The 23526-nt window shown below is 66.2% G+C and carries 22 protein-coding genes; 12 read left to right on the forward strand and 10 right to left on the reverse strand.

Annotated features, from left to right (window positions below):
* Window positions 1-7 precede the first annotated feature (7 nt).
* The 6 genes from LXM88_RS07805 to LXM88_RS07830 all read left to right on the forward strand — a co-directional run bounded on the left by LXM88_RS07805 (window position 8) and on the right by LXM88_RS07830 (window position 7003).
* Complete coding sequence (locus LXM88_RS07805) at window positions 8-316, forward strand: PP0621 family protein (RefSeq protein ID WP_262540821.1); 309 nt, start codon at window positions 8-10, stop codon at window positions 314-316.
* Window positions 313-903 (forward strand): 1,6-anhydro-N-acetylmuramyl-L-alanine amidase AmpD, encoded by a 591-nt coding sequence (gene ampD, locus LXM88_RS07810; protein ID WP_262540822.1) that lies wholly within the window; start codon window positions 313-315, stop codon window positions 901-903. The genes LXM88_RS07805 and ampD overlap by 4 nt, the downstream gene beginning before the upstream one ends.
* A 452-nt stretch (window positions 904-1355) precedes the next feature.
* Window positions 1356-4349, forward strand: a complete 2994-nt coding sequence (locus tag LXM88_RS07815) for a ribonucleoside-diphosphate reductase subunit alpha (RefSeq protein WP_262540824.1) — start codon at window positions 1356-1358, stop codon at window positions 4347-4349.
* 363 nt (window positions 4350-4712) lie between these two features.
* Window positions 4713-5924 carry a ribonucleotide-diphosphate reductase subunit beta gene (locus LXM88_RS07820; RefSeq protein WP_047899748.1) on the forward strand — a complete coding sequence of 404 codons (1212 nt, stop codon included), beginning with the start codon at window positions 4713-4715 and terminating at the stop codon, window positions 5922-5924.
* An 82-nt stretch (window positions 5925-6006) separates the two neighbouring features.
* Window positions 6007-6333: a hypothetical protein gene (locus LXM88_RS07825; protein ID WP_262540825.1), complete on the forward strand. Its 327-nt coding sequence runs from the start codon at window positions 6007-6009 to the stop codon at window positions 6331-6333.
* A 28-nt stretch (window positions 6334-6361) separates the two neighbouring features.
* The gene (locus LXM88_RS07830; protein ID WP_262540827.1) at window positions 6362-7003 is read left to right on the forward strand and encodes a histone H1-like DNA-binding protein; all 642 of its coding nucleotides are present in this window, start codon (window positions 6362-6364) and stop codon (window positions 7001-7003) included.
* Between the two features lie 211 nt (window positions 7004-7214).
* Here LXM88_RS07830 and LXM88_RS07835 read toward each other — a convergent pair whose 3' ends face one another.
* The 10 genes from LXM88_RS07835 to LXM88_RS07880 all read right to left on the reverse strand — a co-directional run bounded on the left by LXM88_RS07835 (window position 7215) and on the right by LXM88_RS07880 (window position 15464).
* The gene (locus tag LXM88_RS07835) at window positions 7215-7688 is read right to left on the reverse strand and encodes a glycine zipper 2TM domain-containing protein (protein WP_047899750.1); all 474 of its coding nucleotides are present in this window, start codon (window positions 7686-7688) and stop codon (window positions 7215-7217) included.
* A gap of 19 nt (window positions 7689-7707) precedes the next feature.
* A complete protein-coding gene (locus LXM88_RS07840) occupies window positions 7708-8646 on the reverse strand; it encodes a carbohydrate kinase family protein (RefSeq protein ID WP_262540829.1) in 939 nt (312 codons plus the stop codon).
* A gap of 94 nt (window positions 8647-8740) precedes the next feature.
* The gene (gene tpx, locus LXM88_RS07845; protein ID WP_262540830.1) at window positions 8741-9244 is read right to left on the reverse strand and encodes a thiol peroxidase; all 504 of its coding nucleotides are present in this window, start codon (window positions 9242-9244) and stop codon (window positions 8741-8743) included.
* Window positions 9245-9317: 73 nt separating this feature from the next.
* Window positions 9318-10670, reverse strand: coding sequence for a DUF3426 domain-containing protein (locus tag LXM88_RS07850; protein WP_262540832.1), 1353 nt, complete (start codon window positions 10668-10670; stop codon window positions 9318-9320).
* Between the two features lie 45 nt (window positions 10671-10715).
* A complete protein-coding gene (prmA, locus tag LXM88_RS07855) occupies window positions 10716-11618 on the reverse strand; it encodes a 50S ribosomal protein L11 methyltransferase (RefSeq protein ID WP_047899753.1) in 903 nt (300 codons plus the stop codon).
* Between the two features lie 2 nt (window positions 11619-11620).
* Window positions 11621-12988: an acetyl-CoA carboxylase biotin carboxylase subunit gene (gene accC, locus LXM88_RS07860; protein WP_174420919.1), complete on the reverse strand. Its 1368-nt coding sequence runs from the start codon at window positions 12986-12988 to the stop codon at window positions 11621-11623.
* Between the two features lie 85 nt (window positions 12989-13073).
* A complete protein-coding gene (accB, locus tag LXM88_RS07865) occupies window positions 13074-13547 on the reverse strand; it encodes an acetyl-CoA carboxylase biotin carboxyl carrier protein (protein ID WP_262540836.1) in 474 nt (157 codons plus the stop codon).
* 66 nt (window positions 13548-13613) lie between these two features.
* Window positions 13614-14066: a type II 3-dehydroquinate dehydratase gene (aroQ, locus tag LXM88_RS07870; protein WP_262540837.1), complete on the reverse strand. Its 453-nt coding sequence runs from the start codon at window positions 14064-14066 to the stop codon at window positions 13614-13616.
* A gap of 194 nt (window positions 14067-14260) precedes the next feature.
* Entirely contained in the window at window positions 14261-14812 is a 552-nt protein-coding gene (locus LXM88_RS07875; protein ID WP_262542816.1) for a TlpA family protein disulfide reductase, read from the reverse strand.
* A gap of 7 nt (window positions 14813-14819) precedes the next feature.
* Window positions 14820-15464, reverse strand: coding sequence for a UDP-N-acetylmuramate--alanine ligase (locus LXM88_RS07880; protein ID WP_262540839.1), 645 nt, complete (start codon window positions 15462-15464; stop codon window positions 14820-14822).
* Between the two features lie 235 nt (window positions 15465-15699).
* Here LXM88_RS07880 and mpl point away from each other — a divergent pair, with 235 nt between their 5' ends.
* From mpl to LXM88_RS07910, 6 genes are all read left to right on the forward strand, one after another.
* Window positions 15700-17085, forward strand: a complete 1386-nt coding sequence (gene mpl / locus LXM88_RS07885) for a UDP-N-acetylmuramate:L-alanyl-gamma-D-glutamyl-meso-diaminopimelate ligase (RefSeq protein WP_262540841.1) — start codon at window positions 15700-15702, stop codon at window positions 17083-17085.
* Window positions 17082-17651 (forward strand): YqiA/YcfP family alpha/beta fold hydrolase, encoded by a 570-nt coding sequence (locus LXM88_RS07890; RefSeq protein ID WP_262540843.1) that lies wholly within the window; start codon window positions 17082-17084, stop codon window positions 17649-17651. Before mpl ends, LXM88_RS07890 begins: the two co-directional genes overlap by 4 nt.
* 80 nt (window positions 17652-17731) lie before the next feature.
* Window positions 17732-19819 (forward strand): RNB domain-containing ribonuclease, encoded by a 2088-nt coding sequence (locus LXM88_RS07895; protein ID WP_262540844.1) that lies wholly within the window; start codon window positions 17732-17734, stop codon window positions 19817-19819.
* Window positions 19816-20682 carry a shikimate dehydrogenase gene (aroE, locus tag LXM88_RS07900; protein WP_262540845.1) on the forward strand — a complete coding sequence of 289 codons (867 nt, stop codon included), beginning with the start codon at window positions 19816-19818 and terminating at the stop codon, window positions 20680-20682. Before LXM88_RS07895 ends, aroE begins: the two co-directional genes overlap by 4 nt.
* A gap of 14 nt (window positions 20683-20696) precedes the next feature.
* On the forward strand, window positions 20697-21434 hold the full coding sequence (mtgA, locus tag LXM88_RS07905; protein ID WP_262540846.1) for a monofunctional biosynthetic peptidoglycan transglycosylase: 738 nt from the start codon (window positions 20697-20699) through the stop codon (window positions 21432-21434).
* A gap of 426 nt (window positions 21435-21860) precedes the next feature.
* A complete protein-coding gene (locus tag LXM88_RS07910) occupies window positions 21861-23471 on the forward strand; it encodes a S10 family peptidase (RefSeq protein ID WP_262540848.1) in 1611 nt (536 codons plus the stop codon).
* Window positions 23472-23526 lie beyond the last annotated feature (55 nt).

Raw genomic sequence — 23526 nt, forward strand, 5'->3', positions numbered from 1 at the left:
GTTTCCGATGCGACAGATTCTTCTCCTGATTCTTCTCTTCTTCGCCGGCTCGTGGCTCGCACGCAAGGTGCGCCAGGCCCAGGAGCACGCGCAGGCGCGCACCGGCCGCGGCGCGGGTGACGGCGGCGCGCCGGGTGCCGGCGCTGCGCGTCCGAACGGCGACGCGCGGTCGCTGCCCGAACCGATGGTGCGCTGCGCCGAATGCGGCGTGCATGCACCGAAGGGCGATGCCGTCGCCGCGGGCGGCGAATACTTCTGCAGTGCCGAGCACGCACAGCGCCACGCCGCGCGCGCGGGCGGTCGCGACGCACGATGAGCGACGCGGCGCCGTTGTCGGTCGACGCGAACGGCTGGGTGCGCGAAGCGCGCCATGCGCCGTCGCCGAACTTCGAGGCGCGTCCCGCGGGGGCGGTGCCGACGCTCGTGGTCGTCCACAACATCAGCCTGCCGCCCGGCGAATTCGGCGGCGACGCGATCGAGGCGCTGTTCCTGAATCGCCTCGACTGCGATGCACACCCCTATTACCAGAGCCACCTGCGCGGCGTGCGCGTGTCCGCGCACTTCCTGATCCGCCGCAGCGGCGAACTCGTGCAGTTCGTGTCGTGCGACGAGCGCGCGTGGCACGCGGGCTCGTCCGAGTTCTTCGGCCGGCCGCGCTGCAACGACTTCTCGATCGGCATCGAACTCGAAGGCGCGGACGACGTGCGGTTCGACGACGCGCAGTACGCGATGCTCGCCGCGCTCACCCGTGCGCTCGCCGCACGCTATCCGGTCGACGCATTCGCGGGGCACTCGGACGTCGCGCCGGGCCGCAAGACCGACCCGGGCCCGCATTTCGATTGGCAACGCTTCGCGAGCGATGCCGGTTTTTCCGCCGGATACTTTCCTTTCCGTCAGCACTGATCGCGGGGTTTTTTGACCGGAGAAAGTTTTTTCTCCGACCAATGCCTTGTCGTGTCGGCGCGTGAGCGATGTCAAGACCTTCATCGCAAATTATCCGTTTGGACGTCGTCCGAATGTCCACTATACTTGGTGCCAGTTGAGCAGTTCTGCACTAGATATAGTGTGTGTCGCAGGGGAAAACCCGAGCGGCACCGGCCGGCGGGCAACGCCGGCGGACAGGGTTCTCAGGGCGGCGCGTCAGGCCGGGCGGTCCGGGCGTCGCGATCAGCGCAGCGAACTTCGACGGGGCAGGGTACACATGACGAAGCACACGACCGGCTCGGTTGTCGCGCATCGGCCGAACCGGCTTCCCCGGCGCATCGCTCGCCTCTTACCGCTCGCGCACCGCATTGCGCAGCGTTCGTTTTAATCCGCGGTTCTCTCCGCACCATCCAACACCAGGAGCTTTGCACATGCAAACCACCGACAACGCGACGTCCCAGTACGAGAGCGCCTCGAGCCGTCCGCTCGGCGGGACCGAACAGGGCGCGCAGGCGCTCGCGCCGCAGGCCACGTTCGCCGACTACAAGGTGATCCGCCGCAACGGCAGCGTCGTATCGTTCGAGCCTTCGAAGATCGCGATCGCGGTGACCAAGGCTTTCCTGGCCGTCAACGGCGGGCAGGGCGCGGCATCGGCGCGCGTGCGCGAGCAGGTCGAACAGCTGACGCACAACGTCGTGCGCGCGCTCGTGCGCAGCCGCCCGAACGGCGGGACGTTCCATATCGAAGACATCCAGGACCAGGTCGAACTCGCGCTGATGCGCGGCGGCGAGCACAACGTCGCGCGTGCGTACGTGCTGTATCGCGAGAAGCGTCACCTCGAGCGCCAGCATGCGGGCGAGGAAGCAGCAGCGGCAGGCGGCGAGTCGAGCACCGGCATCAACGTCGTCGACAACGGCGTCTCGCGTCCGCTCGACCTGAACGCGCTGCGCGCGCTGATCGTGTCGTCGTGCGATGGCCTCGGCGCTGCGGTTAACCCTGAGCCGATCGTCGCGGAGACGGTGAAGAACCTGTACGACGGCGTGCCGATGAGCCAGGTCTACGACTCGGCGATCCTCGCTGCGCGCACGATGATCGAGAAGGACCCGGCATACAGCCAGGTCACGGCCCGCATCCTGCTGCACACGATCCGTCGCGAGATCCTCGGCGAGGAAGTGGTGCAGGCCGAGATGTCGGCCCGCTACGCGGAATACTTCCCGCAGTTCCTGAAGCGCGGCGTCGACGCCGGCCTGCTCGACGACAAGCTGCTGCAGTTCGACCTGAAGCGCCTCGGTGAAGCGCTCGACGCGAACCGCGACCTGCAGTTCGGCTACCTCGGCCTGCAGACGCTGTACGACCGCTACTTCCTGCACGTCGAAGGCACCCGCATCGAAATGCCGCAGGCATTCTTCATGCGCGTCGCGATGGGCCTGTCGCTGAACGAGATCGACCGCGAAACGCGCGCGATCGAGTTCTACAACGTGCTGTCGAGCTTCGACTTCATGAGTTCGACGCCGACGCTGTTCAACTCGGGCACGCATCGCTCGCAGCTGTCGTCGTGCTACCTGACGACGGTCGCGGACGATCTCGACGGCATCTACGAAGCGCTGAAGGAAAACGCGCTGCTGTCGAAGTTCGCCGGCGGTCTCGGCAACGACTGGACGCGCGTGCGCGCACTCGGCTCGCATATCAAGGGCACGAACGGCAAGTCGCAAGGCGTGGTCCCGTTCCTGAAGGTCGTGAACGACACGGCCGTCGCGGTCAACCAGGGCGGCAAGCGCAAGGGCGCGGTCTGCGCGTACCTCGAATCCTGGCACCTCGACATCGAGGAATTCCTCGAGCTGCGCAAGAACACGGGCGACGATCGCCGCCGCACGCACGACATGAACACGGCGAACTGGATTCCCGACCTGTTCATGAAGCGCGTGATGGAAGGCACCGACTGGACGCTGTTCTCGCCGTCGACCTGCCCGGACCTGCACGACAAGTTCGGCGCCGATTTCGAGAAGGCTTACACCGCTTACGAAGAGAAGGTCGCGCGCGGCGAGATCAAGCTGTTCAAGAAGGTCCCGGCGGCGCAGCTCTGGCGCAAGATGCTCGGCATGCTGTTCGAGACGGGCCACCCGTGGATCACGTTCAAGGATCCGTGCAACGTGCGCTCGCCGCAGCAGCACGTCGGCGTCGTCCACTCGTCGAACCTGTGCACGGAAATCACGCTGAACACGAGCGACACCGAAATCGCGGTGTGCAACCTCGGCTCGGTGAACCTCGTCGCCCACCTGGTGAAGCAGGCCGACGGCAGCTACGCGCTCGACCACGACAAGCTGAAGCGCACGATCAGCGTCGCGATGCGCATGCTCGACAACGTGATCGACATCAACTACTACGCGGTGCCGAAGGCGCGTAACTCGAACCTGAAGCACCGTCCGGTCGGCATGGGCATCATGGGCTTCCAGGACTGCCTGCACCTGCTGCGCACGCCGTACGCGTCGGAAGCGGCGGTCGAGTTCGCCGATCGTTCGATGGAAGCGGTCTGCTACTACGCGTACCACGCGTCGACCGAACTGGCCGAGGAACGCGGCCGCTACTCGAGCTACCGCGGCTCGCTGTGGGATCGCGGCATCCTCCCGCAGGACACGCTGAAGCTGCTGGCCGAAGCGCGCGGCGGCTACGTCGAGGTCGACACGTCCGAGTCGCTCGACTGGACGACGCTGCGTTCGCGGATCGCCGCGCACGGCATGCGCAACTCGAACTGCGTCGCGATCGCGCCGACGGCGACGATCTCGAACATCATCGGCGTGTCGGCATGCATCGAGCCGACCTTCCAGAACCTGTACGTGAAGTCGAACCTGTCGGGCGAATTCACGGTGGTGAACGAGTACCTCGTTCGCGACCTGAAGGAACGCGGCCTGTGGGACGAAGTGATGGTCGCCGACCTGAAGTACTTCGACGGCATGCTGTCGCGCATCGACCGCATCCCGGCCGACCTGCGCGCGATCTATGCGACCGCGTTCGAAGTCGACCCGACGTGGCTGGTCGAAGCGGCATCGCGTCGCCAGAAGTGGATCGACCAGGCGCAGTCGCTGAACATCTACATGGGCGGCGCGTCGGGCAAGAAGCTCGACGAGGTCTACAAGCTCGCATGGCTGCGCGGCCTGAAGACGACCTACTACCTCCGCACGATGGCGGCGACGCACGTCGAGAAGTCGACGGTCGCACACGGCGCGCTGAACGCAGTGCCGACGGGTGGCGGTTCGAGCAGCGGCGGCGCGCAAGGCGCTGCAGGCGGCTTCGGTGCGGCGGGTGGCGGTGCGTCGTCGGGCGCGATCGGTGCAGCGGCGGCACTCGCACCGGTCGAGGCCGACGGTCCGGTGTGCACGATGCGTCCGGGCGATCCGGGCTTCGACGAATGCGAAGCGTGCCAGTAACGCAACGCGCCTGACCTGAAGATGTGCCGGGCGGCGCGCACGACGACCGATCGAGGTTGAAGTGTGCGCCGCTCTCAACTAAAAAAATGATAAGGAATCTGTAACGCGGCACCTGCGTTGCAGGCAGTGACAAGCGATCGAAACATCCCCGACGACGTCGCGTTTCGATCAGCGTTCGATGCGTCGAGCGCACCTCGCGATACACGCGCGACACACGTCGCGCTCTGCATGAACGACGATGCGTTGCTCAAAGTGTTGTATCGAGGTCGCAACGCGAATCGAAAAAAGGATTTTTCGTGAGCGAACCCTTTTATCGCTCAGGAAAAGATGGTACAAACCGTTCTAAATTGATGGTGAGAATTTATGCTCAACTGGGATGACGAGAAGACTGCCGTAACTCCCGCGAGCGGAGCGCAGCACAATGCGATGCGCGCCCCCGCAGGAGTGGCTGTCGGAATGCAGGCTGCGTCGCCTGCCGCCCATCAGGTCCGCGACATTTTCGAAGGCGATCTCGCGGTGCCGCCGCAAGCATCGGCTGTTCCCGCCGGCGGTTCGGAAGCGCGGGTCAATGTCGCCGACAAGCGCATCATCAACGGCCAGACTGACGTCAATCAGCTGGTGCCGTTCAAGTACAAGTGGGCGTGGGAAAAGTATCTGGCCGGTTGCGCGAACCACTGGATGCCGCAGGAAATCAACATGTCCCGCGACATCGCTCTGTGGAAGGACCCGAACGGTCTGACCGAGGACGAGCGCCGCATCGTGAAGCGCAACCTCGGCTTCTTCGTGACGGCCGATTCGCTCGCGGCGAACAACATCGTGCTCGGCACGTACCGCCACATCACGGCGCCCGAGTGCCGGCAGTTCCTGCTGCGCCAGGCGTTCGAAGAGGCGATCCACACGCACGCGTACCAATACATTGTCGAATCGCTCGGTCTCGACGAAGGCGAGATCTTCAACGCGTACCACGAGGTCACGTCGATCCGCGCGAAGGACGAATTCCTGATCCCGTTCATCCACACGCTGACGGACCCGGCCTTCAAGACCGGCACGCTCGAAGCGGATCAGAAGCTGCTGAAGTCGCTGATCGTGTTCGCCTGCATCATGGAAGGCCTGTTCTTCTATGTCGGGTTCACGCAGATCCTCGCACTCGGCCGCCAGAACAAGATGACGGGTGCTGCAGAGCAATATCAGTACATCCTGCGCGACGAGTCGATGCACTGCAACTTCGGCATCGACCTGATCAACCAGATCAAGCTCGAGAATCCGCATCTCTGGACCGCGGAATTCCGCGCCGAGATTCGCGAGCTGTTCAAGCAGGCTGTCGAACTCGAATACCGCTACGCCGAGGACACGATGCCGCGCGGCGTGCTGGGTTTGAACGCGTCGATGTTCAAGAGCTATCTGCGCTTCATCAGCAACCGCCGTTGCCAGCAGATCGGCCTCGATCCGCTGTACCCGAACGAGGAAAACCCGTTCCCGTGGATGAGCGAGATGATCGACCTGAAGAAGGAGCGCAACTTCTTCGAGACGCGTGTGATCGAGTATCAGACGGGGGGCGCGCTGTCCTGGGAATGACCCGCAGCAGCGAACCCGTTACATGATGGAGCAGCCGGCGGCCTCTCGGCCCCGGCCCAAGGTTTAGGAGCAAGAACGCCTGATGCAAAGCATGCCCGGTGCCTTAACGGCCCAACGATACGACCGGCACTTTGCGAACCCTTCAGTGGGATGGGCAAACTTCCCTCCGGATAAAGCGGACGGCCGTGTGGCGGTCCGCTTGATCAAGCGATTAGGGGTAGCGGCGCGAGGTGCGCCGGCTACCGACTTGATTTGGCGCGCGAGGCCAAGGGGTCACGCGCGCCATACCGTATTCATTAGCGTAAGCGCGCGGTATCCGCGTACGCCGATGAATAGCCCGCTTCGAAGCGCACGTCCTGAACAGCGTCCGCGGGAAGCGGGTTTTGACGAAGGGTGTAGTTTGAACTGACTCTCATCTGAACCTGAAGGAGAACAACATGGCTACCGCCAAGAAGAAACCGGCTGCTAAGAAGGTTGCTGCCAAGAAGACCGTTGCGAAGAAGGCTGCTGCTCCGGCGAAGAAGGCCGCTGCAGTGAAGAAGGTTGCTGCGAAGAAGGTCGCGGTGAAGAAGGTTGCCGCGAAGAAGGCAGCACCGGCGAAGAAGGCCGCTGCAAAGAAGGTCGCAACGAAGAAGGTTGCAGCGAAGAAAGTCGCAGTGAAGAAGGTTGCTGCGAAGAAGGCAGCGCCGGCCAAGAAGGCCGCTGCGAAGAAGGTTGCAGCCAAGAAAGTCGCAGTGAAGAAGGTTGCTGCGAAGAAGGCCGCACCGGCCAAGAAGGCTGCTGCGAAGAAGGCCGCGCCTGCGAAGAAGGCCGCCGCGAAGAAGGCTGCGCCTGCGAAGAAGGCCGCTGCGAAGAAGGCTGCGCCCGCCAAGAAGGCTGCCCCTGCGAAGAAGGCTGCCGCTCCGGCGACGAAGGCTGCTGCGCCTGCGAAGAAGGCTGCTGCTCCGAAGAAGGCCGTCGTGAAGAAGGCTGCGCCGGCAACGACCGCGTCGACCGCATCGGTTGCGCCGGCATCGGGCGTGAAGACCGCGCTCAATCCGGCAGCGGCATGGCCGTTCCCGACCGGCAGCCGTCCGTAATCGCGGCTGACCAGCACCACCCGGACACTCACGTGGTGTCCGTGGGTTGAGTAGCGCTACTCAATCAGTCCCGCCATCTGGCTCAGGTGGCGGGATTTTTTTCGTCCGCATTCGCCCATGTGCCGGCCGGCGAGTGCGGACGAAAAAAAACGCATGTGCAGCTTCGCACATGCGTTCGACCGCGGCTTGCGCCGCGTGCTGAGGTACCTGGTTAGTGCGTGACGCGCGTGACGCCGCCGCTCGACAGCAGTCGCACACGCTCGCCGGCGCGGAACGCTTCGCCGCTCGCTGCCTGCGTGATCGAGCGCAGGTCGCCGTTGTCGAGGCGTACGGTGATTTCGACACCGTTCGCCGTGCTGAGGTTTTCGCCGACCGCGTTGCCCGCGACCGCGCCGACGAGGCCGCCGGCGATCGCCGTCAGGATCGACCCCTTGCCGCCGCCGATCGCGCTGCCCGCGACTGCGCCGAGTGCGCCGCCGCCGAGCGTGCCGATCGCGCTGCCGCCGCCGTCGGACTGGATGCGCACCGCACGGACGCTTTCGACCACGCCCATGCGGACCGTCTGTTCGCGCTGCGCCTGGCCGACGCTATAGACATCTGCCGAACCGGGGGCCGTGAAGCAGCCAGCGAGGGTCAGCGTGGCCGTCAGCATGGCCGCGAGCGTGAGGGTTTTTTTCGTCAACATCTTTGCTCTCCCACAATATTCATTTGAGACTGTAACCGAATGCAGCCTCGAAGCGCGCATCGATTTCGGCGCGCGTCAGTACGTAAGTCTGGGGCCCCTGATGGGCGATCTTGATCGAGCCCATCAGGCTCGCGAGGCGGCCCGTGGTTGCCCAGTCGAGGCCATTCTCGATGCCGTACAGCAGGCCGCCCCGGAAGGCATCGCCGCAGCCGGTCGGATCGACGACACGCTCGGCAGCCACGACGGGAATCTGTTCTTCGCCGTTTTTATGAAGAATGGTGGAGCCGTGCTCGCCGCGCGTGATGATCAACGCCTGAACCCGGCTGGCGATTTCCTGTTCGGACCAGCCCGTCTTGTCGCTGACGAGCTTGCCTTCGTAGTCGTTGACCGCTACGAACGTCGCGAGTTCAATGATGCGGCGCAGCGTCGCACCGTCGAACAGCGGCAGGCCCTGGCCCGGATCGAAGACGAACGGGATGCCGGCCTTCGCGAATTGCTCGGCGTGCTGGACCATCCCGTCGAAGCCGTCCGGCGCGACGATGCCGAGCTTCACGCCCGCCACTTCGTCCGCGCGGTTCAGGTGCGACTGCATCATCGCGCCCGGGTGGAATGCGGTGATCTGGTTGTTGTCGAGATCGGTCGTGATCATCGCCTGCGCGGTGTGCGTTTCGGGCACCACGCGCACGCTTGCCTTCGACAGGCCGAGGCCGTCGAGGCGTTCGAGATAGCGGTCCGCGTCGTTCGCGCCGACCGTCGCCATGATGCGCGCGTCGCCGCCGAGCATGTGCAGCGCGTAAGCGATGTTCCCCGCGCAACCGCCGAATTCGCGTCGCATCGTCGGCACGAGGAAGCTCACGTTCAGAAGGTGAACCTGGTCGGGCAGGATGTGCTCGCGGAACCGGCCTTCGAAGGTCATGATGTTGTCGTAGGCGAGCGAGCCGCAAATCAGCGTAGTCAAGGCGTGCGTTCCTGTAGAGAGCAAAGGGAAGCGGCCGCCCGGCCAGCGCGGTTGGCCCGTCGGGCCTCGCGCGGCAGGGCCGGGCGGCAGCGGGTTACTTCAGTGCGGCGAGCGCGGCGTCGTAGTTCGGCTCGTCCTTGATTTCGCCGACGAGTTCCGCGTGGATCACCTTGTCCTGCGCGTCGAGCACGACGACGGCACGTGCGGTCAGGCCGTTCAGCGGGCCGCTCGTCACGTCGACGCCGTACGCGTTCGCGAATGCGCGGCCGGTGCGGAACGTCGAAGCCGTCACGACGTTCGCGAGGCCTTCGGTCGTGCAGAAGCGCGTGGCGGCGAACGGCAGGTCGGCGGACACGACCACCACGACCGTGTTGTCGAGCGACGACGCGGCTTCGTTGAACTTGCGGGTCGACGTCGCGCAGGTCGGCGTGTCGAGGCTCGGCACGATGTTCAGCACCTTGCGCTTGCCGGCGAAGCTGGCGAGCGACAGGTCGGCGAGGTCCTTGCCGACCAGCTTGAAATCGGCGGCTTGGGCGCCGACGGCCGGGAACGTGCCGGCGATTTCGATCGGGTTGCCACCCAGCGTAACTTTGCTCATGTTCGTGCTCCGAAATAGCGCGCCGCTCGGGCGCGCGGGTTGAGACGGGCGCGCAGGCGCGCGCCGCGGCGCGTCACGGATAGAAGATCTGGACGCGGAAATTCGAGGCGGGCATGCCGTTCGTTTCGACGCGGACGACCATCGTCTGCGTCGTGCCGGGCGGCAGCCCGGCGTCGATCGGCGTGCCCGGGCGCACGTATTCGCGCGGCGCGAGCACGCGGCGCACGGTGACGTGATTGGTGTCGTCGAGCAGCGTCAGTTCGAGCGACGGGTACGCGAGTGCGACGCGGTAGCGGTTCGTCAGCGGCACCTTCAGCTCGAGCACGCGCGGGCCGTCGAGCTGGCGCAGGTCGGTCGCGTCGAGCCGCAGGCCGTCGATCGCGCGCGGCGGCGCGACCGTGCAGCCGAGCGGCGCGCAGGCCTGGCGGAACCAGCCCTGCGTCACGGGCCAGTAGATCATCAGCGTCTCGCGTTGCCACCACGCGAGTTGCGCGACGAGCAGCACGGCCAGCACCGCGGCGACGAGGCCGCCGAAAAAGCCGCCGAGCATCCCGCGCTGCTGCGGCGCACGCGTTTCGCGCGTGACGGCGAAGTGCGGGCGATCGTCGTCGGTCAGCGCGGCCGGGAACGGCGCGGCGGGTATGTCGGTGGGCGCGGCAGGCGTCTTGTCGTGCCGGGTGACGGCATCGGCATCAGGTTCGGATCCGGTTTCGGGCACGGTTACGGCCGGCGCCGGAGCGAACGCAAAACGCGGTTCGCGCGGAGCGCGCTCGTCGTCCGGTACTGCGAAGTGCGCGTTGCCCATGGGTTCGACGTCGTCGGTAGCGGTTTCTGCTTCCGATGGAACGTGGGCGACGAAGCGGGGCTCACGCGGGTCGCGCTCGACGGGCGCGGGCGATGCTTCGGTTTCCTGTTCCGTCTGCTTCGAATGCGGTTCGGTCGGTTGCGCGGCGTCAGCGGATGCGTCGAGCTCGGTCGGGGGCGGGAACGGCGCGGGCGTACCCGACAGGTGAACGACGCCGGATTCGGTGGACGGGAGCGAGACCGGCACCAGCGGCTCGGTGCGCACGGTTTGCACGTTGTGCTGCAACGACGGATCGACGCCGGCGTCGAGCCACGGCGCCCACATGTCCCAGCCTTCCGGCTTGTAGTCGATGTCGGACGGCGACCCGGCCGGCGCGTCGGCCGTGAACAGCCGTGCAGGCGCGGGCGCGACCTGATGGTGCGCGCCGCCGTCGTGCGGCGCGGCAGCCGTTTCGGTCAAGGCTGGTTCGGGCTGCTGCGCGTGCTCGGGGACGAGCGATTCCGATGCGTTGAAGACTTCGTGGCAATGCCCGCAACGGACGAGCCCTTCGTGCAGCGAGAGCTGTTCCTGCTGCAGCCGGAAGACGGTTTCGCAATGAGGGCAGCGCGTCGCAAGAAGCATGTCGAGCCGGGCGGCCTGCTGGCCAGAGTGAAGGACAGCGCTATTCTAATGGCTTTCCCGCCGGGTTCCGGCGAGGCATACCCAACCTTCGTGTTCGCGCCAGACCGAGATGTCGATGTAGCGCGCATAGACGGCCGCGACTTCGTCCGCCTGGCGCGCGAGCACGCCCGACAGCGCGATGCGCCCGCCCGGTTTGACCTTCGACGCCAGCATCGACGCCATCAGCTTCAGCGGGTTCGACAGGATGTTCGCGACGACGATGTCGAATTCGCCGTCCGGGCACGCATCGGGCAGGCCGTACGTGACTTCCGCCCGGTTGCGCTCGCTGTTCTGCCTCGCCGATTCGACCGCCTGCGGATCGATGTCGATGCCGATGACGGGGTTCGCCCCGCATTTCTTCGCGAGGATCGCGAGAATGCCGGAGCCGCAACCGTAGTCGAGCACCGACTGGCCGGGCTTCACCGACTGTTCGAGCCATTCCATGCAAAGGCGCGTGGTCGGGTGGCTGCCGGTGCCGAACGCGAGGCCGGGGTCGAGTTCGAGTACGAGCGCGTCGGGATCGGGCGCGTCGTGCCACGACGGCACGACCCAGATCCGCTCGCCGATCGGGATCGGCTCGAACTGCGATTGCGTGAGCCGCACCCAGTCCTGTTCCTCGACTTCGCGGACGTCGAACTTCGGCGCGCCGGCGAGGCCGATCTCGTTCGCGGCGGCCGCGAGCAGCACGGCCGGCTCATGGTCGGGCGACAGCAGCGCGACCACGCGCGAGTGCTGCCACGCGGTGCGATCGGGCACGAGGCCGGGCTCGCCGAAGAGCGGCTGTTCGTCGGGCGTGTCGGCGTCGGCGTCCTCGACGGACACCGACAGCGCGCCGAGGTCGAGCAGCGCGTCGGACAGTGCCTCCGCATGCTCACGGGCCAGTTCGACGACGAGTTCGCGATAACTCATGCTTACGCTTCTTCCGGTGCGACCTGCAGCTTCTGCGCGAGCCGGTTTTCGAGGTAGTGGATGCTGGTGCCGCCTTCGACGAACTTCGAGTCGATCATCAGCTCGCGGTGCAGCGGGATGTTGGTCTGGATGCCTTCGACGACCATCTCCGACAGCGCGATGCGCATCCGGCTGATCGCCTGCTCGCGGGTCGCGCCGTAGGTGATCAGCTTGCCGATCATCGAATCATAGTTCGGCGGCACGAAATAGCCATTGTACGCATGCGAGTCGACGCGCACGCCGGGGCCGCCCGGCGTATGCCACGACGTGATCCGGCCCGGCGACGGCGTGAACTTGAACGGATCTTCGGCGTTGATCCGGCATTCGATCGCATGTCCGCGGAACTGGATGTCGCGCTGGCGCAGCGCGAGCTTCTCGCCGGCCGCGATGCGGATCTGTTCCTGCACGATGTCGACGCCCGTGATCAGTTCCGACACCGGATGCTCGACCTGCACGCGCGTGTTCATCTCGATGAAGTAGAACTCGCCGTTTTCGTACAGGAATTCGAACGTGCCCGCGCCGAGGTAGCCCATCTTCTTGCACGCGTCCGCGCAGCGGTCGCCGATGCGGTCGATCAGGCGGCGCGGAATGCCGGGCGCCGGCGCTTCCTCGATCACCTTCTGGTGACGGCGCTGCATCGAGCAGTCGCGCTCGCCGAGCCAGATCGCGTTCTTGAACGCGTCGGACAGCACCTGGATCTCGATGTGGCGCGGGTTCTCGAGGAACTTCTCCATGTACACCTGCGGGTTGCCGAACGCACGGCCGGCTTCCTCGCGGGTCATGTTGACCGCGTTGACGAGCGCAGCCTCGGTGTGCACGACGCGCATCCCGCGCCCGCCACCGCCGCCGGCCGCCTTGATGATGACCGGATAGCCGATCGCGCGCGCAATCTTGACGATCTCCTTCGGATCGTCCGGCAACGCGCCTTCCGAGCCCGGCACGCACGGCACGCCGGTCTTGATCATCGTCTGCTTCGCGGTGACCTTGTCACCCATCATGCGGATCGTTTCCGGGCGCGGGCCGATGAACGTGAAGCCCGACTGCTCGACCCGTTCCGCGAAATCGGCGTTCTCCGACAGGAAGCCGTAGCCGGGGTGGATCGCCTCGGCGTCGGTGACTTCCGCGGCGCTGATCAGCGCCGGCATGTTCAGGTAGCTCAGGTTCGACGGGGCCGGACCGATACAGACGGCTTCGTCCGCGAGGCGCACGTACTTGGCTTCCTTGTCGGCTTCCGAGTAGACGACCACCGTCTTGACGCCGAGCTCGCGGCACGCGCGCTGGATGCGCAGCGCGATTTCACCGCGATTGGCAATGAGGATTTTTTCAAACATAGCGAGTATTCGTCTCTTCGAGGGGCGCGCGAACGGCGCCTGGCGAGCATCGGCGGCGCGCGGCTGGGTTAGCCGCGCGGCGGGCTTAGCCGATCACGAAAAGCGGCTGGCCGTATTCGACGGCCTGGCCGTTCTCGACGAGGATTTCCTTGATGACGCCGGCCTTGTCCGACTCGATCTCGTTGAGCAGCTTCATCGCTTCGATGATGCAGATCGTCTGGCCTTCCTTGACCGTGTCGCCGACCTGGACGAACGGGTCCGCGCCCGGCGACGGCGCGCGATAGAACGTGCCGACCATCGGCGACGTCACGACGTGGCCTTGCGGGACGGCCGGCGCGGCTGCGGCGCCGGCTGCCGGCGCAGCGGCACCGTCGGTCGGCAGCGCGACCGACGGAGCGGGTGCGCTGATTTGCGGGGCATACCCAGCCGTCGGCTGCACGTAGACCGGCGGCGCGTTCTTGACGATGCGCACCTTGCCTTCGCCTTCCGTCACTTCCAGCTCGGAGATGCCGGATTCGGAGACGAGGTCGATCAGAGTTTTCAGCTTACGAAGATCCATCGGGAATTCCCCTTTCAATACGTGAAAGCGCCGGTTAGGGGCCGGCGCTGAATCTAGATCGCGAATTCAGCCGCGCGACGTGCCTTGCAGCTTGTCCAGCGCGTACTCGAGCGCGTACAGATAACCTTTCCAGCCGAGCCCGCAGATCACGCCTTCGGCCTGGTCGGAAAAGTAGGAGTGGTGCCTGAACGCTTCGCGGCGATGCACGTTCGACAAGTGAACCTCGACGAACGGGATGCCAACGCCGGCGATCGCGTCCCGGATCGCGACGCTCGTGTGCGTATACGCGGCCGGATTGATCAGGATGAAATCGGTCTGTTCCTCCCGCGCGGCCTGGATGCGGTCGACCAGCGCGCCTTCATGGTTGCTCTGGAACGACGACAGTTCGGCGCCGGCTTCCTTGGCGCGCGCGGCAAGCGCCTGATCGATCTGCGCCAGCGTGACGCGGCCGTACACCTCCGGTTCCCGGGTGCCGAGAAGGTTCAGGTTCGGGCCGTGCAGCACCAGCAATCGTGTCATGGTCGCTTCTATTTCTGCGGAATTGCGCGAACTTTAGCGCTATTTAGAGAAATTTGTCTAGTTTTGCCGAACGGCCGGGCGAGCCGGACCCGCAAGAATTACCGGTGCGAATGCAAAGTATCGGCGAATTCACGCGAAATTGCGGCGATCGACGGATAAATTGCCGCCAACGTGCGGGCCGCCGTTCGGGCGGGTTACAGCGCGTCGAGGGTCTTTTTCAACTCGGCCGGTTGGATTTGTCCTAATTTTGTCTCGCGAATCTTGCCGGTTTCGTCGATGACGACCGTAAACGGCAATGCGCCCGCCGTATTTCCAAAATTACGGGCCAGATCGGCGCCGGCATAACCGCTGACGAAGATGGGGTAGTCGACCTTTACTTTCTGCAGGAAGGTCCTCACGTTCTGATCTGAATCGACGCCGATCCCGATGAAACGGATGCCTTTCTGCTTGTATTGGTGCGACAGCGCGACGAGCTCGGGCATTTCCTCGACGCACGGGCCGCACCATGACGCCCAGAAATTGACGACGACCTTCTGGCCCTTGAAAGCGGCCAGCGTGGCCGGCTTGCCGTCGACACTCGTCAGCGACGCCGCCCACAACTGGTCGACCGGGCTGCCCTGTGCGGCGGGCGCGGCGACGGCGACGCCATCGTCGGCCGTGCCGCGGAACCAATGGCCGGCGGCGATCCCGCCGGCGACGGCGGCGGCTGCGATCACCGCGAGCGCCAGCATGCGTTTCATCATCATCGTTGAATCATTCCGGTTCGGAAGGGGCTTTGCCTGCTTCGACGAGCGCGCGCAGCGCGGCGGCATCCGCGCGGGCGACACGGCCGCGCGAGTCGGCCTTGACCGCGCCGCGCAGGTCGTCGCTCGCATAAAGCGCGAGGTGGATGCCGATCGCGTCCACGTCGCGCCGCGGGCGCCACAGGAAGCTCAGTGTCTCGACGTCGGCGCGGCCCGCGAAGTGCCGCGTCTCGGATACGTCGTACTGGATGTTCTGGTTCAGCAGGTAGATCGCAACATCCTTCGGGTTGTCGGGGAATGCCTGCAAATGGATGTCCGAGTGCGCGTTCGCGGTGCCGTTCAGCACGGCGCCCGTCACATACGGACGGAACTCGGCGAGCCGGCGCATCCAGTCGAGCGCGATCTCGCGCAGCAGGCGCAGTTCGTCCGGCTGCGTGTCGCTCTGGAACAGCGCGAGGTACTCGCGCAGTTCTTCCTCGATCTGGTCGTTATCCGGCAGCCATTCGCCGGCAACGCGAGAATCGCCCAGCAACTGGCGTGCGGCCTTGCGTTTCGCGCCGGCGTAGTCCAGCCCGTCCTCCGCGATCAGGCGGGCGGCGGACTGGGCGATTTCCTCGCGGACGCGCCGCGGGTCGACAAGAGGTTTGCGAGACATGATCCGGCAATCATACTAGATCGCCGCAGCGCCCGAGCGCGGCTGCGGCGGCCTGCGGCCCGGCGCACCGGCGGCGTTTGCCCGCATCGTTCGGGCCGCCGGGCACGGCAGGCCGTCAGTTACAATACTGCTCTTTGTGTCGCGGCGACGAGCGCCGGTCGCACGACCTGTCCGGCGCGCCGCAGACGCATCTTTTCCGAATCGACGGCGCCCGGCGGCGCGAAAGCATTCATCTATGCACATCCACATTCTTGGCATCTGCGGCACCTTCATGGGCGGTCTCGCCGTACTCGCGCGCGAGGCGGGCCACACGGTGACGGGTTGCGACGCGGGCGTCTATCCGCCGATGAGCACGCAGCTCGAGGCACAGGGCATCACGCTGATCGAGGGCTACGGCGCCGAACAGATCGACCTGAAACCGGACCTGTTCGTGATCGGCAACGTCGTCACGCGCGGCAATCCGCTGATGGAGGCGATCCTCGATCGCGGCCTGCCGTACGTGTCGGGCCCGCAGTGGCTCGGCGAGCACGTGCTGGCCGGCAAATGGGTACTCGCGGTCGCCGGCACGCACGGCAAGACGACCACGTCGTCGATGCTCGCGTGGCTGCTGGAAGACGCGGGCCTGAACCCGGGCTTCCTGATCGGCGGCGTGCCGCTGAACTTCGGCGTATCGGCGCGGCTCACCGATTCGAGCTTCTTCGTGATCGAGGCCGACGAATACGATACGGCGTTCTTCGACAAGCGCTCGAAGTTCGTCCACTACCGGCCGCGCACCGCGGTGCTGAACAACCTTGAATTCGATCACGCCGACATCTTCCCGGATCTCGCTGCGATCGAAACGCAATTCCACCATCTCGTACGCACCGTGCCCGGTATCGGCCGGATCGTCACGAACGGCCGCTCGGACGCGCTCGAGCGCGTGCTGGCGCGCGGCTGCTGGAGCGAGGTCGAGCGGTTCGGCGTCGACGGCGGCTGGCAGGCGCTGCCGGCCGAGGACGGCGTGCCGGTCGACGAGCGCTTTGCCGTGTATTCGCACGCGGAGCGCGTCGGCGAAGTCGCGTGGCAGGTGCAGGGCGACCACAACCGGATGAACGCGCTCGCGGCGATCGCCGCCGCGCGCCACGTCGGCGTGCCGTCCGCGCAGGCCGCCGCCTCCCTCGCATCGTTCCGCAACGTGAAGCGCCGGATGGAAGTGCGCGGCAGCGTGGACGGCGTGACCGTCTACGACGACTTCGCGCACCATCCGACCGCGATCGACACCACGATCGCCGGCCTTCGTGCGCGCATCGGTAGTCAGAATGCCCGCATCCTCGCGGTACTCGAGCCGCGCTCGAACACGATGAAGCTCGGCGTGATGAAGTCGCAATTGCCGGCGAGCCTGGCCGATGCCGATCTCGTGTTCGGCTACGGCGCGCCGACCGGGCGCGACGCGCTCGGCTGGAATCTCGGCGAGGCGCTCGCGCCGCTCGGCGACAAAGCGCGCGCGTACGACGATCTGCACCTGCTGGTGAAGGCCGTCGTCGAGGCCGCGCGTCCGGGCGACCACGTGCTCGTGATGAGCAACGGCGGCTTCGGCGGCGTGCACCAGAAACTGCTCGACGCGCTCGGGAGTCGCACGTGATCCTGTATCTGCACGGCTTCCGGTCGTCGCCGGAATCGCAGAAGTCGCGGCTGCTCGCCGCGCGCATGGCCGAACTCGGCCGCACGGACGAGTGGCGGTGCCCGTCGCTGTCCGTGTCGCCGCTCGACGCGATCGCCGTCGCTGAAGCCGAGGTTGCCGGTGCGCGCGACGTGACCGTCGTCGGCAGCTCGCTCGGCGGCTATTACGCGACGTGGCTCGCCGAAAAGCACGGCTGGAAGGCCGTACTGCTGAATCCGGCGATCGTGCCGCAGCGCGATCTCGAGCAGCATCTGGGCGAACAGCCGCTGTGGCACGGCGGCGGCACGATCGTCGTCGAGCGCCATCACCTGCACGAGCTCGATGCGCTGCGCGTGCCGGCGATCACGCGCGCCGAACGCTACTATCTGTTCGCGGCGACCGGCGACGAAGTGCTCGACTACCGCGAGATGCTGGCCCACTACCCGGGCGCGAAAACGCGCGTGATCGAAGGCAGCGATCACGGCATCAGCGAATTTGCCGACTATGTCGACGACGTTCTCGCGTTTTGCGACGGAAAAACGCGATAAACCGGCCACGTGCCGATCGAATCCCCATCATCATGCGGCGCCGCCGACGCGGCGCCCGGCAGTCTGAACGAGAGTACTGAGTGAACGTTTTCTTCGAGGAATCGGGCAGTTTCAAGGCGGGCAGCGTGCTGTCGCGCCAGGGCGACGCGTTTCAGGTCGAGTTGCCCGGCGGGCGGCGGGCGAAGGTGCGCGCGAAAGACGTGCTGATCGAATTCGACAAGCCGGCCGCGGGCGAACTGATGCAGGAGGCCGACTCGGCCGCGCAGCAGATCGATCTGGATTTCCTGTGGGAATGCGCGCCGGCCGACGAGTTCGCGTATACGGCGCTGGCCGAGGAGTACTTCGGCGCGGCGTACGGCCCGGTCGAGCGCGCTGCGCTGGTGCTGCGGCTGCATGGCTCGCCCGTCTACTTCCGCCGCAAGGGGCGCGGCCAGTACCAGCGCGCGCCGGAAGAGCAGCTCAAGATGGCGCTCGCGTCGCTCGAGCGCAAGCGCCAGCAGGCGCTCGTCCAGGCGCAGTATGAAGAGGAACTGAAGGCCGGCAAGCTGCCGGAAGCGTTCGCGGGCAAGGTGCTCGGGCTGCTGACGCGGCCGGACAAGAACGCGATCGAATACAAGGCGATGGAAGCGGCGGCCGGCGCACGCGGCGTGTCGCCGGCGCGGCTGATGCTCGACTGCGGCGGCATCGCGTCGCCGCGTGCGTTGCACGAGGCGCGGTTCCTCGCGGAATTCTTCCCGCACGGCACGGGCTTTCCGCCCGTCGCGGTCGGCGCGCTGCCGGACGACCTGCCGCGCGCGAACGTCGAGGCGTTCTCGATCGACGACATCACGACGACCGAAATCGACGATGCGTTCTCGGTCGAACACCTGTCCGACGGCCGCGTGCGGATCGGCGTGCACATCGCGGCGCCGGCGCTCGGCATCGTGCGCGGCGACGCGGTCGACGCGATCGCGCGCACGCGCCTGTCGACCGTCTACATGCCGGGCGACAAGATCACGATGCTGCCGGACGATGTCGTCGACGTGTTCACGCTGAAGGAGGGCGATTACCGCCCGGCGCTGTCGCTGTACATCATCGTCAACCGCGAAACGCAGGACATCGTCGCGAACGAGACGCGCGCCGAACTCGTGTTCGTGAAGAACAACCTGCGTCACAACACGCTCGACGAACTCGTCAACGAAGAGACGCTCGCGGCCGGCACCGGCGACTATCCGCACAAGGATGACATCGCCGTGCTGTGGCCGCTCGCGCAGGCGCTGTTCGAAAAGCGCCAGCTCGCGCGCGCGGGCTACGGCCTGAAGCGCGAAGTGCAGCGCAACACCGACTACAACTTCTACGTCGACGGCGAGCGCGTGTCGATCACGCCGCGCCGTCGCGGCTCGCCGCTCGACCTGATCGTGTCGGAGCTCGCGATCCTCGCGAACTCGACCTGGGGCGCGTTCCTGCACGACCACACGGTGCCCGGCATCTACCGCTCGCAGCGCGGTTTCGGCGCACCGGGCCCGAAGCGCACGCGGATGCAGACGTCGGCCGCGCCGCACGAAGGCCTCGGCGTGCCGCAGTACGCATGGAGCACGTCGCCGCTGCGGCGCTACGTCGACCTCGTGAACCAGTGGCAACTGCTCGCGTGCGTGCAGCATGGCGTCACCGCGAAGCTCGCCGCGCCGTTCAAGCCGAAGGACGCCGACCTGTACGCGGTCGTGCAGGGCTTCGACGACACCTACACGGCCTACGCCGACTACCAGCGCCGGATGGAATATTTCTGGTGCCTGCGCTGGCTCGCGCAGGAGCAGAAGAAGCAGGTCGTCGCGAGCGTCGTGAAGGGCGATCTCGTGCGCCTCGAGGAGATTCCGCTGCTGCTGCACGTGCCGGGGCTCGGCGTGCATGCGCGCGGCACGCGCGTGCTGCTCGACGTGATGTCGCTCGACGAGCTGACGATCGAGGCATCGGTGCGGTTGCTGAACGTGCTCGACGCGCCGACGGTGACGAGCGGCGAGGCGGCCGAGGAAGAGGATGACGCCGAAGGCGGCGACGACACGCTGATCGACGCGGAGGACGCCACGGCGGAAACCGAGGCGGAAGCGCTGGCCGAAGCGGTCGGCGCGGCGGCAGGCGAGGGCGGCGAAGCCGCGAGCGGCAACGACAGCGAAGAGGGGCGCACATCATGAACGCGGTTGCGTCGACGAGCGGCGCCGACCGCTACGTAGTGTTCGGCAACCCGGTGGCGCACAGCAAGTCGCCGTTCATCCACGCGCAGTTCGCCGCGCAGACCGGCGAGGCGATCGAGTACGCGCACCGGCTCGCGCCGGTCGACGGTTTCGAAGCGGCCGTGCGCGCGTTCGTCGCCGAAGGCGGCCGCGGTGCGAACGTGACGGTGCCGTTCAAGCTCGAAGCGCACGCGCTTGCCGACACGCTGTCGCCGCGCGCGGCGGCGGCGGGCGCGGTGAACACGCTGCGCATCGATGCCGACGGCCGCATCCACGGCGACAACACCGATGGCGTCGGCCTCGTGCGCGACATCGAAGCGAATCTCGGCGTGTCGCTCGCAGGCGCGCGCATCCTGTTGCTCGGCGCGGGCGGTGCCGCGCGCGGTGTCGTGCTGCCGCTGCTCGACCGCGCGCCGCTGTCGGTCACGATCGTGAACCGCACCGCAAGCAAGGCCGAGGCGCTCGTCGGCCAGTTCATGCAGGCCGCGCACGATGCGGGCTGCACGCTCGCGGGCGGCGGTCCCGACGTGGTGCGCGCGGAGCCGTACGACGTGGTTATCAATGCGACGGCCGGCAGCCTCGACGCCGCGCTGCCGGAGTGCGACGCGGCCGCGTTCGGCGCGGGCACGCTGGCGTACGACATGATGTACGGCGCGCAGCCGACCGTGTTCATGCAGCATGCGGCGTCGCTCGGCGCACGCACGGCCGACGGGCTTGGGATGCTCGTCGAGCAGGCGGCCGAATCGTTCTTCATCTGGCGCGGCGTGCGGCCGGACGGCGCACCGGTGCTGGCCGCGCTGCGCCAGGCGCTCGCGGCGAGCTGAACGGGGCGCGGCAGGTGGCGGCGGTAAGCGGCACGCAGCGCACGCGGACGGTGAGCCCGGCCCGCTGGATCGTCTACGCGGGTGCGGTGTTCGCGGGCGCATGGCTCGCGACGCAATTGTTCTACGTCGCGCAGATCGCGCTGTGGTCGTTCGTGAACCCGGGCTCGACCGCGTTCATGCGCACCGACGCATGGTGGCTGTCGCGCGACAAGCCGCCTGCGCAGATCCAGCACCAGTGGGTGCCGTACGACCAGATCTCGCGCAACCTGAAGCGCGCGCTGATCGCATCCGAAGATTCCACCTTCGCGACCAACAACGGCTACGACGTCGACGCGATCCTGCAGGCGTGGGAGAAGAACAAGGCGCGCGGCCGGATCGTCGCGGGCGGTTCGACGATCACGCAGCAGCTCGCGCGCAACCTGTTCCTGTCGCGCGAGAAGAGCTACATCCGCAAGGGGCAGGAGCTCATCATCACGTGGATGCTCGAAACGGTGCTCGACAAGGAGCGGATCTTCGAGATCTACCTGAATTCCGTCGAATGGGGCCGCGGCGTGTACGGCGCCGAAGCGGCCGCGCGCTATTACTACAGGATTCCCGCGAGCCGGCTCGGCGCGTGGCAGTCGGCGCGTCTCGCGGTGATGCTGCCGAAGCCGCGCTGGTTCGACGCGCATCGCGGCTCGGCCTACCAGGCCCAGCGCGCGGCGATCATTGCCCGCCGGATGGGCGCGGCCGCGCTTCCGCAATCGGAGTGAACGGCGCGCTCGCGCCGTTGCATTGTCCGTTCCTTCGCCAACGCGCGATTGGTGCGCTGCAGCGCATTCGTGTCGCGCGCATTTCGGGCCACATCCTTTAGACGAATTCGTCTATTTCGCTTTGCTGAGCAATGCCGGCGACCGCGCGATTTTGTTTGCCGATATGGCACGAAATCCGCACATTTTTAGTATTCCCGGGTAAACGCGAAAGCCGATGAAAGGCGCATGAAATGCGACGTTTTGCGAATCGAAGCATTCCTGAAAGGTGTGCGCCGCACCGGCTGCCGGCCAAATATTTCAAAATTTTTCAAAGCTGACGGGCTCGCGTATATTGGCCAGCGCCTCGGCTTATCGGCCGCAATCGAGGCGGGGGGCGGCTTATCCGGCTGCTCGACACAAAAAACATCCGAGAGAAGGAAAGCAACGATGCCAGCGAGCAAAGCGAAGCTGTTGTTGGGGGTGGTTTTTTCTTCGCTGATTCTGACGGCCTGCAACGACGACGTGACACCGTCCGCCGCTGCGAGCGCCGACAGCTCAGCCGATCCCGCCAGTCAGGTGGACAGGGCGTACAACGATCCGAACAGTTATTCGTCGAGCGCGACCGCGTCGCTCGACGCATCCGCCGCGGTTGAAAAGGCCGCCGTCACGCATCACCAGATCACACTGAACGGCAAGACGATCCGCTACACGGCCACGGCCGGCCACCTCGTCGCGCGCAATCCGCAGACGGGCGCGCCCGAAGCGTCGTTCTTCTACGTTGCCTACACGGCCGACAACCAGCCCGCGGCGAAGCGGCCCGTCACGTTCCTGTACAACGGCGGCCCCGGCTCGGCATCGGTGTGGCTGCACCTCGGCTCGTTCGGCCCGCGACGGGTCCAGACGAGCGACCCGAACGCGAATGCGTCGACGTTCCCGTTCGTCGACAACCAGGAAAGCCTGCTCGACACGACCGACCTCGTGTTCGTCGATGCGATCGGCACCGGCTTCTCCGAAGCGATCGCGCCGAACACGAACCAGACGTTCTGGGGCGTCGACCAGGACGGCGGCGCGTTCCGCGATTTCGTGACGCGCTACCTGACCGTGAACCAGCGCAACGATTCGCCGAAATACCTGTTCGGCGAGTCGTACGGCACGCCGCGCACCGACGTGCTCGCGAACCTGCTCGAGACGGCCGGCGTGAAGCTTGCCGGCATCGTGCTGCAGTCGTCGATCCTGAACTACAACACGAACTGCGACATGGCGAGCGACTATGTCGGCAACTCGAACAACGGGTCGAGCCCGGTGAGCTGCGCGGGCTTCGTGCCGTCGTACGGCACCGTCGGCGCGTACTACCAGCTCGACAATCCGAACCCGTCGAACCTGCCGCAGTATGCGGACCAGATGCGCCTGCTGACGGCCGGCAGCTACGCGCCCGCCGTGAACGCGTACCTGGCGAGCCATACGCCGCCGCCGCCGAGTCTCGTCACGACGATGGCGAATTCGACCGGCGTGAAGCAGGGGCTGTGGAATGCGAACTTCAACGTGATCCCGACTTTCTTCGACAACAGCTTCCAGCTGTCGCTGATCCCGGGCACGCTGATCGGCCGCTACGACGCACGCGTGAACGTGCCCGTGTCGAGCCCGCTCGCGGCGGACGGCGATCCGTCGAGCTCGTTCATCACGAAGCCGTTCACCGACACGATCGGCAGCTACCTGCCGAACGAGCTGAAGTACACCGCGCAGTCGGCCTACTCGTTGAGCAGCAATGCGATCAACACGTGGGACTGGACGCACGACGGTCTCGCGATGCCCGACACGATCCCCGATCTGGCCGCGGCGCTGACGCTGAATCCGTCGCTGAAGGTGCTGTCGCTGAACGGGTATCACGACATCGCGACGCCGTTCTACCAGACCGAGCTCGACCTCGCGCGGCTCGGGACGCAACCGAACCTGACGATCAAGGACTATCAGGGCGGACACATGGTCTATCTGGACGATACGTCGCGTCCGCAGGAGAAAGCCGACCTCGTGACCTTCTACAACGCGGTCGCGCACTGATGCTGCGCCGGGCCGGCGATTGGCGCCCCGGCGGCGCCTCGCCTGCCGTCGACGA

The sequence above is a fragment of the Burkholderia sp. S-53 genome, from assembly GCF_025560745.1.
In the GTDB taxonomy this organism is placed as follows: domain Bacteria; phylum Pseudomonadota; class Gammaproteobacteria; order Burkholderiales; family Burkholderiaceae; genus Burkholderia; species Burkholderia pyrrocinia.